The sequence below is a fragment of the Streptomyces sp. 6N223 genome (assembly GCF_052246635.1).
Lineage (GTDB): Bacteria > Actinomycetota > Actinomycetes > Streptomycetales > Streptomycetaceae > Streptomyces.
Genome location: NZ_JBQQCA010000026.1, coordinates 43,594 through 55,277 on the forward strand (window position 1 = coordinate 43,594; position 11,684 = coordinate 55,277).

Annotated in this window: 10 protein-coding genes; 2 read left to right on the forward strand and 8 right to left on the reverse strand. The window is 73.5% G+C overall.

All coding sequences use genetic code 11. The annotated features are described in order from the left end of the window. Positions 1-47: 47 nt before the first annotated feature. A complete protein-coding gene (gene ppc / locus ACTWQH_RS17755; RefSeq protein ID WP_443287566.1) occupies positions 48-2,783 on the forward strand; it encodes a phosphoenolpyruvate carboxylase in 2,736 nt (911 codons plus the stop codon). A 13-nt stretch (positions 2,784-2,796) separates the two neighbouring features. On the opposite strand, the gene ACTWQH_RS17760 is transcribed toward ppc, so the two are convergent. Beyond that, positions 2,797-3,798, reverse strand: a complete 1,002-nt coding sequence (locus tag ACTWQH_RS17760; RefSeq protein ID WP_443287602.1) for a GlxA family transcriptional regulator — start codon at positions 3,796-3,798, stop codon at positions 2,797-2,799. 49 nt (positions 3,799-3,847) lie between these two features. Between ACTWQH_RS17760 and ACTWQH_RS17765 the strand changes: the two genes are divergently transcribed. After that, on the forward strand, positions 3,848-5,203 hold the full coding sequence (locus tag ACTWQH_RS17765) for an MFS transporter (protein WP_443287567.1): 1,356 nt from the start codon (positions 3,848-3,850) through the stop codon (positions 5,201-5,203). A gap of 121 nt (positions 5,204-5,324) precedes the next feature. Here the strand turns inward: ACTWQH_RS17765 and ACTWQH_RS17770 are convergent, their stop codons facing one another. The 7 genes from ACTWQH_RS17770 to glmU form a co-directional block, all read right to left on the reverse strand. After that, on the reverse strand, positions 5,325-6,029 hold the full coding sequence (locus ACTWQH_RS17770; protein ID WP_443287568.1) for an LPXTG cell wall anchor domain-containing protein: 705 nt from the start codon (positions 6,027-6,029) through the stop codon (positions 5,325-5,327). A 168-nt stretch (positions 6,030-6,197) separates the two neighbouring features. Next, positions 6,198-6,737 (reverse strand): hypothetical protein, encoded by a 540-nt coding sequence (locus tag ACTWQH_RS17775; protein WP_443287569.1) that lies wholly within the window; start codon positions 6,735-6,737, stop codon positions 6,198-6,200. Between the two features lie 48 nt (positions 6,738-6,785). Further along, positions 6,786-7,583, reverse strand: a complete 798-nt coding sequence (locus tag ACTWQH_RS17780; RefSeq protein ID WP_443287570.1) for an RluA family pseudouridine synthase — start codon at positions 7,581-7,583, stop codon at positions 6,786-6,788. After that, positions 7,580-8,182: an aminoacyl-tRNA hydrolase gene (pth, locus tag ACTWQH_RS17785; RefSeq protein WP_443287571.1), complete on the reverse strand. Its 603-nt coding sequence runs from the start codon at positions 8,180-8,182 to the stop codon at positions 7,580-7,582. The genes ACTWQH_RS17780 and pth overlap by 4 nt, the downstream gene beginning before the upstream one ends. A 49-nt stretch (positions 8,183-8,231) precedes the next feature. Continuing rightward, the gene (locus ACTWQH_RS17790) at positions 8,232-8,828 is read right to left on the reverse strand and encodes a 50S ribosomal protein L25/general stress protein Ctc (protein WP_443287572.1); all 597 of its coding nucleotides are present in this window, start codon (positions 8,826-8,828) and stop codon (positions 8,232-8,234) included. A 306-nt stretch (positions 8,829-9,134) separates the two neighbouring features. After that, on the reverse strand, positions 9,135-10,118 hold the full coding sequence (locus tag ACTWQH_RS17795; protein ID WP_443287573.1) for a ribose-phosphate diphosphokinase: 984 nt from the start codon (positions 10,116-10,118) through the stop codon (positions 9,135-9,137). A 77-nt stretch (positions 10,119-10,195) separates the two neighbouring features. Next, a complete protein-coding gene (gene glmU / locus ACTWQH_RS17800; protein ID WP_443287574.1) occupies positions 10,196-11,668 on the reverse strand; it encodes a bifunctional UDP-N-acetylglucosamine diphosphorylase/glucosamine-1-phosphate N-acetyltransferase GlmU in 1,473 nt (490 codons plus the stop codon). Positions 11,669-11,684 lie beyond the last annotated feature (16 nt).

Consider the following 11,684-nt stretch of genomic DNA (forward strand, 5'->3'; position numbering starts at 1 on the left):
ATGGGAGCGCACCTGTCCACCCCTTCAGGCGCAAGGAGCCGCGAGCCGTGACCAGCCACGACAGAAACGGACGGGAGTCGTCGGACAGCGGCAGCCCGCTGCGGGCCGATATCCGCCGCCTCGGCGACCTCCTCGGCGAGACACTGGTGCGGCAGGACGGGCCCGAGCTGCTGGAGCTGGTGGAGCGCGTCCGCGCGCTGACCCGGACCGACGGTGAGGCAGCCGCCGCCCTGCTGGGCGAGACCGACCTGGCCACCGCCGCCAAGCTGGTCCGCGCCTTCTCCATCTACTTTCACCTCGCCAACGTCACCGAGCAGGTGCACCGCGGCCGGGAGCTGCGCGAGCGGCGCGCGGCCGAGGGTGGCGCGCTGTCCCGCACCGCCGACATGCTGAAGGACGCCGACCCGAGTCACCTGCGGCAGACCGTCGCAAACCTCGGCGTGCGGCCCGTCTTCACCGCCCACCCCACCGAGGCCGCCCGGCGTTCCGTCCTCACCAAGCTCCGCAAGATCGCCGAGCTGCTGGAGGCCCCCGCCAGCGAGCGGCGCCGCACCGACCTGCGCCTGGCGGAGAACGTCGACCTGATCTGGCAGACCGACGAGCTGCGCGTCACCCGCCCCGAGCCCGCCGACGAGTCCCGCAACGCCGTGTACTACCTGGACGAGCTCCAGGCCGGAGCCGTCGGCGAGGTGCTGGAGGACCTGGCGGACGAGCTGGAGCGCGCCGGGTCGCCGCTGCCGGCCGGCTCCCGGCCGCTGACCTTCGGCACCTGGATCGGCGGCGACCGCGACGGGAACCCCAACGTCACCCCGCAGGTCACCTGGGAGGTGCTGCTGCTCCAGCACGAGCACGGCATCTCCGGCGCGCTGGAGCAGATCGACGAGCTGCGCGGCGCCCTGTCCAACTCGATCCGCAACTGCGGCGCCAGCGCCGAGCTCCTCGACTCCCTCAAGGCCGACCTGGAGCGGCTGCCGGAGATCACCCCCCGCTACAAGCGGCTCAACGCCGAGGAGCCCTACCGGCTGAAGGTCACCTGCGTCCGGCAGAAGCTGCTCAACACCCGCACCCGGCTCGCCAGGGGCACGCCGCACGAGCCCGGCCGGGACTACCTGGGGACGGGGGAGCTGCTGGCCGACCTCGCCGTCGTCCAGTCCTCGCTGCGCGAGCACCGCGGCGGGCTCATCGCCGACGGGCGCCTGGAGCGGCTGATGCGCACGCTGGCGGCGTTCGGGCTCCAGCTCGCCACGATGGACGTGCGCGAGCACGCCGACGCCCACCACCACGCGCTCGGCCAGCTGTTCGACCGGCTGGGCGAGGAGTCCTGGCGTTACGCCGACATGCCGCGCGAGTACCGCACCAAGCTGCTGGCCAGGGAGCTGCGCTCGCGCCGCCCGCTCGCGCCCACGCCCGCGCCGCTGGACGAGGCGGGCGCGCGCACCCTCGGCGTCTTCGAGACGGTCCGCAAGGCGCTGGACACCTTCGGCCCCGAGATCATCGAGTCGTACATCATCTCCATGTGCCAGGGCGCGGACGACGTGTTCGCGGCGGCGGTGCTGGCCCGCGAGGCCGGGCTGGTCGACCTGCACGGCGGCTGGGCCAAGATCGGGATCGTGCCGCTGCTGGAGACGACGGACGAGCTGAAGATCGCCGACGAACTGCTCGACGCGATGCTGTCCGACCCCTCCTACCGGCGGCTGGTGGCGCTGCGGGACGACGTGCAGGAGGTCATGCTCGGGTACAGCGACTCCTCGAAGTTCGGCGGCATCACCACCTCGCAGTGGGAGATCCACCGGGCGCAGCGGCGGCTGCGCGACGTGGCCCACCGGCATGGGGTGCGGCTGCGGCTCTTCCACGGCCGGGGCGGCACGGTCGGGCGCGGCGGCGGGCCGACGCACGACGCGATCCTCGCCCAGCCCTGGGGCACGCTGGAGGGCGAGATCAAGGTGACCGAGCAGGGCGAGGTCATCTCCGACAAGTACCTGGTGCCCTCCCTGGCTCGGGAGAACCTGGAGCTGACGGTGGCCGCCACGCTCCAGGCATCGGCGTTGCACACCGCGCCGAGGCAGTCGGTCGAGGCGCTGGCCCGCTGGGACGCGGCGATGGACGCGGTCTCGGACGCGGCGCACGCGGCGTACCGGCGGCTGGTGGAGGACCCGGACCTGCCGGCGTACTTCTTCGCCTCCACGCCGGTGGACCAGCTCGCCGAGCTGCACCTGGGCTCGCGCCCCTCGCGCCGCCCCGACAGCGGCGCGGGCCTGGACGGGCTGCGCGCGATCCCGTGGGTCTTCGGCTGGACGCAGTCGCGGCAGATCGTGCCCGGGTGGTTCGGCGTCGGGTCCGGGCTGCGCGCGGCGCGCGAGGCGGGGCTCGACGGGGTGCTGGCGGAGGCGTTCGAGCAGTGGCACTTCTTCCGCAACTTCCTGTCGAACGTGGAGATGACGCTCGCCAAGACCGACCTGCGCATCGCCCGGCACTACGTGGAGACGCTGGTGCCGGAGCGGCTGCGGCACGTCTTCGACGCGATCGTCGCGGAGCACGAGCTGACGGTGGCCGAGGTGCTGCGGATCACCGGCGAGGAGAAGCTGCTGGACGCGAACCCGCCGCTCCAGCGGACGCTGCGCGTGCGGGACGCCTACCTCGACCCGATCTCCTACCTGCAGGTCACGCTCCTGCACCGGCAGCGGGAGGCGGCGGACCGGGGCGAGGAGCCGGATCCGCTGCTGTCGCGTGCGCTGCTGCTGACGGTCAACGGCGTGGCGGCGGGCCTGCGCAACACGGGCTGAGGCACCGGGGCTCCTACACGCCCGCGCGGAAGGTGCGGCGGTAGGCCGACGGCGAGACACCGAGCGCCGCGGCCATGTGCTGGCGCAGCGACGCCGCCGTGCCGAAGCCCGCCGCCTGGGCGACGCGGTCCACCGGCAGCTCCGTGTCCTCCAGGAGCTGCCGCGCCCGCTCCACCCGCTGCTGGATCAGCCAGCGCTGCGGCGAGGACCCGGTCTCCTCCCGGAAGCGGCGCGTGAAGGTGCGCACGCTCATCGACTCCTGGGCGGCCAGCTCGCGCAGCGTCAGCGGCTGGTCCAGGCGCGCCAGCGCCCACGCGCGGGCGTTGCGCGTGGTCTGGACGCCGGCGTCCGGCATCGGGCGTTCGATGAACTGCGCCTGCCCGCCCTCCCGGTGCGGCGGCACCACCGTGCGGCGGGCGACGGCGTTCGCGACCGCCGAGCCGAAGTCGGAGCGGACCATGTGCAGGCACAGGTCGATGCCGGAGGCCACCCCGGCGGAGGTCAGGATGTCGCCCTCGTCGGTGTAGAGGACGTCCGGGTCGAGCCGGACCCTGGGGAAGAGGCGGCGGAAGTTGTCGCAGGCCGCCCAGTGGGTGGTGGCCCGGCGGCCGTCCAGCAGCCCGGCCGCGGCCAGCACGAACGCCCCCGTGCAGATCGACGCGATGCGCGCGCCCCGCCGTATGCGGGCCAGGGCTCCGGCCAGGTCCGGGGGGAGGGTGCCGGAGGCGTACGTCTCGTCCCGCCCGTGCGCGGCCGGAATGATCACGGTGTCGGCCTCGGCGACCGCCTCGGGCCCGTGCTCGACGTTGACGGTGAAGTCGGCGTCGGTGCGGAGCACACCCGGGGTGGGGGTGCAGGTCACCACCTCGTAGAGCGGCTGGCCCGAGGGCGCCTTCGCCCGGCCCAGGATGCGGTGGGCGATGCCGAGCTCCATCGGCAGCAGGCCATGCCGGACGAGGACGGCCACCCGGTGCCGGCCCGGCGTGGTGAAGACACCGGCGTGGGCGGTGGTCATGGCGGTGGCGGCGGTCGTGCCGGTGGCGGTCGTGGCGGTGGCGGTCGTCATGGCCCGATCCTTGCACATCCTGGCCATCCGGCCACTCGATTCGCACGCCTGTGCCCGTGAGGATCGGCACGTGACACAAACGATCCAGGAAGAGCGGAAGCGCACCGCGCCCCGCGTGCACCCGGCCTGGTGGGTGGCCGGCGTCTCGTTCCTCGTCCTCATCGGCGCGGCGGGCTTCCGCGCGACGCCGGGTGTGCTGATCGACCCGCTGCACGAGGAGTTCGGCTGGTCGCGCGGCAGCATCTCCTTCGCCGTCTCCGTCAACCTCCTCCTCTACGGCCTCACCGCGCCGTTCGCCACCGCGCTGATGGAGCGTTACGGCATACGCCGCATCGTCAGCGGCGCGCTGCTGCTGATCTCGGCGGGCGGGGGCCTCACCGTCTTCATGACCAGCCAGTGGCAACTCGTGCTGTGCTGGGGCGTGCTGGTCGGGCTCGGCGCCGGGTCGATGGCGCTGGCGTTCGCCGCGACGATCTCCGGCCGGTGGTTCGTGGCCCGCCGCGGGCTGGTGACCGGCGTGCTGACCGCGGGCGGCGCGGCCGGGAACCTGGTCTTCCTGCCGCTGGTCGCGCTGCTGGCGGAGGGCCCGGGCTGGCGCTTTGCCTCGCTGACCGTGGCCGCCGCCGCGCTGGCCGTGGTGCCGCTGGTGCTGTGGCTGCTGCGCGACCGGCCCGAGGACGTGGGCCTCACGCCGTACGGCGCGGGCGAGGACTACGTGACGCCGCCCCCGCCGCCGCCCGGCGCGGCCCGCCGGGCGCTGCGCGCCCTGCGGGAGGCCAGCCGCACGCCCGTCTTCTGGCTGCTGGCCGGCACGTTCGCGATCTGCGGCGCCTCGACGAACGGGCTGATTGGCACGCACTTCGTCCCCGGCGCCCACGACCACGGCATGGCGGTGCCGGTCGCGGCCTCGCTGCTGGCCGTCATCGGCGTCTTCGACCTGGTGGGCACGGTCTTCTCCGGCTGGCTGACCGACCGCCACGACGCGCGCCGGCTGCTCGCCGTCTACTACGGGCTGCGCGGGATCTCGCTGCTGTTCCTGCCGCTGCTGCTGGAGGAGTCGGTCCACCCGCCGATGCTGCTGTTCGTCGTGTTCTACGGCCTGGACTGGGTGGCGACGGTGCCGCCGACGATCGCGCTGTGCCGGGAGCACTTCGGGGAGGACGCCGGGGTCGTCTTCGGCTGGGTCCTGGCGTCGCATCAGCTCGGCGCGGCCGTGGTCAGCTTCGTGGCGGGCATGATTCGCGACACGACCGGGTCGTACGACCTGGCGTGGACGTCGTCGGGCGCGCTGTGCGTGATGGCGGCGCTGATGGTGATGGCGATACGCCGCGCGCGGGTGACGGCGGTGGGGTGAGGCCCCACCCGCCCCGACCCCGACGGCGCTCAAGCCCGCCCGGGGGTCCGGGGGCGGAGCCCTCGGGGCCCCGGCCCGGACGGGGGTGCGGGCCGGAGCCCCGAGGGAGGGAGGTGAGTTCTCAGCCCGCCGAGTGCGACCCGCGGCGCCGCAGCGCCAGGTAGCCGCCCACGGCCAGCAGCGCCGCCGCGCCGCCCGCGATCGCGAAGACCGGCGTGCCGGAGCCGGTCTCCGCGAGGTCATCCTCACCCTCCGGCGTCGTGCCTCCGGCCACGCCCTCCTCCGGCGCCGGCGTCTCCTCGGCCGGGGTCTCCTCTCCGGGGGTCTCCTCCCCAGGCGTTTCCTCCCCAGGCGTTTCCTCTCCGGGGGTCTCCTCGCCCGGCGTCTCCTCTCCGGGGGTCTCCTCGCCCGGCGTCTCCTCGTCCGAAGCCGGACACGTGTGGGACAGACGGAAGTTGACCGGCTCGCCCTCCACCGTCGCGCTCGCCTCGACCAGCGTGGCCCCGGCCTCGGAGGCCACGTAGGCGTGCTTGTCGCTCGGCGGGCCGAAGGTGGTGACGACCAGCTCGCCGCCCGGCTCGAAGGTCACCCGCAGCTCCACGAACGTGGTGGTGTTGCCGGGCAGCACGAAGTGCCATCCGTCGCTTCCCTCGGGGATGCCGGTGCACTCCTCGCCGATCGCGAACTCGGGATCGTCGGCGGTGATCGGGGTCGACTGGTGCAGCCCCACCTCTTGTTCGCCGTCGGTGGCGGACGCCGGGACGGCGGTGGCCAGCAGAACAGTCGTAGATGCCGCGGCCATGCCGAGGAGGCTGAGTGTGCGCATGTGGTCTTCCGTTTCCGGGGGAAAGGGTGCCGAGATATGGACGGGGCGTGGAGGGTTGGGCAAGTCTTCAGTCATGAGCGGAGGAAGGCAACCGTTGGTGACCCTGTTCACCCCATCTGTCCCCAAAGGCGCTTGATAACGATCCGGCCAATCACGCGGCCGAACGTTTCAGTACAGCGCGAAGGTCAGCACCAGCGCCGCCAGGGCGACCCCGGCCGTGGCCCACGCCGTGCGGTACATGCGCAGTCCCCCCGCGATCACCAGCGACGCGAGCAGCAGCGCCCCGGTCAGCGGCAGCCAGGCGTACAGGATCCCGGCGAAGCCGGTCCGCACCGCCTCGTTCGTGTCCGGGCGCAACGCCACCGAGAGCGACTCGCCCGGCTCGCGGCCGATGCTCTCCGGCAGCACCACCTCCTCGCGCGGCGTGCCGCTCCCGCCCGCCTCCGGCGCGAACGAGCCGACGCACACGTCCCGGTCGCACGCCTGAAGCGTCAGAGTGCCGCGATCCCGGCCGTCGGAGACCATCGCGTGCTGCGCCGTGTCCCACGAGGTGCGCACCCCGGCGGCGAGCACCAGCAGCACCAGCAGTCCCATGACGATCAGCCGCGCCAGGAGCAACGCCCCGTACGCGCTCTCCCCGGCCCTGCGGACCCGGCTGCGCTTCGCGGCGGGCACCGAGCCGGTCGACGTGGTCGTGGTGGCGGGCATGGCGCAGATCTTTGGCCATGGCGCCACGCCCGGTCAAGCGCTGGGCTGTCAGATGGCCAGGCGGCCGAGGGCCTCCTCGGCCCGCTCCAGCAGCGCGCCCGGCTCATCCCCCCGCACCGGCCCTCCGACCGGCCGCCAGAAGCCGGGCGGCGGCGGGGCCACGAGCCGCATGCGGGCGTTGCCCGCCCAGTCGGCGTCGAAGGCGAGCCGCCAGGAGTGCAGGTGGCAGTCCCCCTGGGGCTGCTTCTCGAAGAGCGGGTCGCCCTCGATGGCGTGGCCGATCCACGCCAGGTGGACGCGGATCTGGTGGCGCCTGCCGGTGACCGGGCGCACGGCGAGCAGCGAGTGCGTCGCGTCCTGCCACACCCGCGCGAAGTGCGTCAGCGACGGATAGCTCTTCCTGGGGTGGTCGCCGGCGGCGGGCGACGGTGGCAGCGTCCAGGTGTCCCCGCGCCGGGTGATGTCCTCGCGCCGGCCCGCCACCCGGACGCGGTTCTTGCGCCCGACGGACAGCGGCAGCTCGATCGTGCCGCGCTCCGGCAGGCCGCCGGGCCCGCCGCGGGTGATGGCGAGGTACGCCTTGTCCACGGTCTGCTTGTTGAACTGCCGCGTCAGGCCGGAGTGGTGGCGCAGCTCCTTGGCGAGGAGGATCAGGCCGGAGGTCACCTTGTCGATGCGGTGGACGGGGAAGAGGCGTTCCCCGGCCGCCTCGGCGACGCGGACCAGGTCCGTCGGCTCGTGCCGTTCGCCCATGACCGAGACGCCGGGCGGCTTGTTGAGCGCGAGGATCGCCTCGTCCTCGTACACCAGGCAGGCGTTCCTCACCTCGGCCCAGTCGGGCGTCATGAGTTGTAGGCGTTCTGGGCCGGCTCCAGCCCGCGCGTGACGAGGGTCTCGACCGCGTCCGCCGCGCGGTCGACGAGGTAGTCGAGGTCCTTGCGCTCGGCGGCGGAGAAGTCCCGCAGCACGTAGGCGGCGGCGTCCATCCGGCCGGGCGGGCGGCCGACGCCGAAGCGCACGCGGTAGTAGTCCCGGCCCAGCGCGGCGGTGATGGACCTCAGGCCGTTGTGCCCGTTGTCCCCGCCGCCGCGCTTGAGGCGCAGCGCGCCGTACCCGATGTCGAGCTCGTCGTGGATCACGACCAGCCGGGAGACCGGGATCTTGTGGAACGCCGCGAGCGCGGCCGTGGGCTGGCCCGAGAGGTTCATGAACGACAGCGGCTTGGCCAGCAGCAGGCGCGGCCCCGGGGAGCCGGGCCCGCCGAGGCGGCCGTCGGCGACCATGGCGCGGGACTTGTGCGCCTTGAACGCGCCGCCGATCCGCTCGGCGAGCAGGTCGGCCACCATGAAGCCGGCGTTGTGCCGGTTGCCGGCGTAACGGGGCCCGGGGTTGCCGAGGCCCACGACCAGCCACAGGCCGTTGCCGCCGTCGTTCGTCTCCGTCATGGAATCGAGGGTATCGAGGGCATCGAGGGTGGGTCGGCGCCCGGCCGGCTCAGGCGGCCGGAGCCTCGGCGCCCTCGGCCGGGGCGGCCTCGCCGGTGGGCTCCTCGGCCTGCGGCTGGAGGATCTGGATGACGACCTCCTCGCCGTCGATGGCCAGCGAGGTGCCCTCGGGCAGCGGCACGTCCTTGGCCTGGACGGAGTCGCCCGGCACCAGGCCCTCGACGGAGACGGTGACCGACTCGGGGATGTGGGTGGCCTCGGCCTCGACGGGGAGGGCGTTGAGCACGTGCTCCATCAGGCCGCCGCCGGGGGCGAGCTCGCCCTCGGTGTGGATCGGGATCTCGACGTTCACGCGCTCGCCGCGGCGCACGACGAGGAGGTCGAGGTGGACGAGGAAGCCGCGGATCGCCTCGCGCTGGACGGCCTTGGGGATGACGAGCTCCTCGCGGCCCTCGATGTCGAGGGTGATCAGGACGTTCTTCGTCTTCAGCGCCATCATCGTCTCGTGGCCGGGCAGGGTCACGTGGACCGGCTCGGTGCCGTGCCCGTAGATGACGGCGGGGATCTTGCCCGCGCCCCGGGCGCGGCGGGAGGCGCCCTTGCCGAACTCCTTGCGCGGCTCGGCGGTGATCTTCACGTCAGCCATGGTGTGGTACTCCCTCGCTCTCGCCGCGAGGGAGGTGCGACGAAGAGCGCGTCGATAACGGATGACCCCCCGCAGGGGCCTCCCTCGCCGTGCGACTGGCCAGTCTACCGGCCCGGGGTGATCCCCCCGCCCGCCCTCCCCCAGGCCCTTGGGGGCCTGGGAGGTACCCCCATCACGGGCTCCGCCCCGGACCCCGTTTGCCGCCCACGCCCCGGCACCCCACCCGGGGGTGAGCGCCGTCGTGAACCGCCCACCGCCCCCGGCGGCCGGGGGCTCCGTCGGGGGCACCCACCCGCCCGGCCAGGGCTAGGCGTCGCCCTCGAAGAGGCTCGTCACCGAGCCGTCCTCGAAGACCTCGCGCACCGCGCGGGCGATCGTCGGGGCCATCGACAGCACCGTGATCTTGTCCAGGTCGGCCGCCACCTGGCCCGGCGTCGGCAGGGAGTTGGTGAAGATGAACTCGCTCACCTGCGAGTTCTTCAGGCGGTCGGCCGCCGGGCCCGACAGCACGCCGTGCGTCGCCGCCGCGATGACGTCCTCCGCGCCGTTGGCGAAGAGCGCCTCCGCCGCCGCGCAGATCGTGCCCGCCGTGTCGATCATGTCGTCGACCAGCACGCACACGCGCCCCCGCACATCGCCCACGACCTCGTGCACCGTGACCTGGTTCGCCACGTCCGGGTCGCGCCGCTTGTGGACGATCGCCAGCGGCGCGGCCAGCCGGTCGGCCCAGCGGTCGGCGACCCGCACCCGTCCGGCGTCCGGCGAGACCACCGTCAGCTTCCTGCGGTCCACCCGCCCCGCGATGTACTCCGTCAGCACCGGCAGCGCGAACAGGTGGTCGACGGGCCCGTCGAAGTACCCCTGCACCTGGTCGGCGTGCAGGTCCATCGTGATGATCCGGTGCGCGCCGGCCGTCTTCAGCAGGTCCGCCATCAGCCGCGCCGAGATCGGCTCCCGGCCCCGGTGCTTCTTGTCCTGCCGGGCATAGCCGTAAAAAGGGATGATCACGGAGATGCTGCGCGCGGAGGCACGTTTCAGCGCATCGATCATGATGAGCTGTTCCATGATCCACTTGTTGATCGGCGCGGTGTGAGACTGCATCAGGAAGCAGTCGGCGCCCCGCACGGACTCCTCGAAGCGGACGTAGATCTCGCCGTTGGCGAAGTCCCGGGCCTTCGTCTGGACCAGCTCAACGCCAAGCCGCGCGGCGACCTCCTCGGCCAACTCGGGGTGTGCGCGGCCGGAGAAGAGCATCAGCTTCTTCTCGCCGGTCGTCTTGATCCCGGTCACGGTGGGTCTCCTCGCAGTCCGCGGCGTGCGCCGTTTGTGGGCTGTTCCGGGGTAAACGGTACGGCAGGAGGTGGCGCTCAGTGTTCTCCGGTCTGTTCCCCGGACTTCTCCTCGTCGAGCGCCGCCGCCGCGGCCCGCGCCGCCTCCGAGCCGGGCCGCCTGCGCGCCACCCAGCCCTGGATGTTGCGCTGCTGGCCGCGCGCCACCCCCAGCGCCCCCGGCGGCACGTCCTTGGTGATCACCGACCCCGCCGCCGTGTACGCGCCGTCCCCCACCGTGACCGGCGCCACGAACATGTTGTCCGCGCCGGTCCGGCAGTGCGAGCCCACCGTGGTGTGGTGCTTGGCCTCCCCGTCGTAGTTGACGAAGACCGAGGCAGCGCCGATGTTCGTGTGCTCGCCGATCGTCGCGTCGCCCACGTACGACAGGTGCGGCACCTTGGTGCCCTGGCCCACGTCGGCGTTCTTCAACTCCACGAAGGTGCCCGCCTTCGCCGCGGTGCCCAGCACCGTGCCGGGCCGCAGATAGGCGTACGGGCCGACGTTCGCCGACTCCCCGATCCGCGCGCCGTCCGCGACCGCGTGGCTGACGCGCGCGTCGGCGCCGACGATGGTGTCCGTCAGGCGGCAGCCGGGGCCCACCTCCGCCCCCGCCGCCACGTGCGTGCGGCCCAGCAGCTGCGTTCCCGGGTGGATCACGGAGTCCGGCTCGAGGGTCACCGTCACGTCCAGCCAGGTGGTGGCGGGGTCGACGACGGTCACGCCGTCGAGCACCATCGCCCGCTCGAGCAGCCGGTCGTTCAGCAGGCGGCGCGCCCGCGCGAGCTGCGCCCGGTCGTTGACGCCGACCAGCTCGCGGTGGTCGGGCACGAGCCGCGCGCCGACCCGGTGGCCCAGGCCGCGCAGGATCCCGAGCACGTCCGGCAGGTACTCCTCGCCCTGGGCGTTGTCGGTGCCGACCCGGCCCAGCGCCTCGGCCAGCAGCTTGCCGTCGAAGGCGAAGATCCCCGAGCTGACCTCGCGGATCGCGAGCTGCGTCGCGCCCGCGTCCCGGTGCTCGACGATCTCGGTCACCGAGCCGTCCGTGCCGCGCACCACCCGCCCGTACCCGGTGGCGTCGGGCACCTCCATCGTCAGCACGGTCACGGCGTTGCCCTCGGCGGCGTGCGCCTCGACGAGCTCGGTGAGCGTCTCGCCGGTCTGGAGCGGGATGTCGCCGCAGGTCACCACCACCGTCCCGGTGGGCGACGCGGGCAGCGCCTCCAGCGCGGTCCGCACGGCGTGCGCGGTGCCGCGCCGCTCGTGCTGCACGGCGACGCTCACGCCGGGCGCGGCCTGGGCCAGGTGCTCGGTCACCCGCTCCCGGCCGTGGCCGACGACCACGACCGTGCGTTCGGGCGCGTCGCCGGTGACCTCGGCGCAGGCCGCCAGGACGTGGCCGAGCAGGGTGCGGCCGCAGATCTCGTGCAGCACCTTCGGGGTGGCCGACTTCATGCGGGTCCCCTCGCCCGCTGCGAGAACGATCACGGCTTCCGGGCTGATGGTGCTCACGTCAGTTGCCCTTTCG

Coding starts and splice junctions, on each gene's coding strand:
- ACTWQH_RS17760 (WP_443287602.1), bottom strand. CDS start 3,798: ATGACCACCGCCCACGCCGGTGTCTTCACCACGCCGGGCCGGCACCGG.
- ACTWQH_RS17765 (WP_443287567.1), top strand. CDS start 3,848: ATGGCCCGATCCTTGCACATCCTGGCCATCCGGCCACTCGATTCGCAC.
- ACTWQH_RS17770 (WP_443287568.1), bottom strand. CDS start 6,029: ATGCGCACACTCAGCCTCCTCGGCATGGCCGCGGCATCTACGACTGTT.
- ACTWQH_RS17775 (WP_443287569.1), bottom strand. CDS start 6,737: ATGCCCGCCACCACGACCACGTCGACCGGCTCGGTGCCCGCCGCGAAG.
- ACTWQH_RS17780 (WP_443287570.1), bottom strand. CDS start 7,583: ATGACGCCCGACTGGGCCGAGGTGAGGAACGCCTGCCTGGTGTACGAG.
- pth (WP_443287571.1), bottom strand. CDS start 8,182: ATGACGGAGACGAACGACGGCGGCAACGGCCTGTGGCTGGTCGTGGGC.
- ACTWQH_RS17790 (WP_443287572.1), bottom strand. CDS start 8,828: ATGGCTGACGTGAAGATCACCGCCGAGCCGCGCAAGGAGTTCGGCAAG.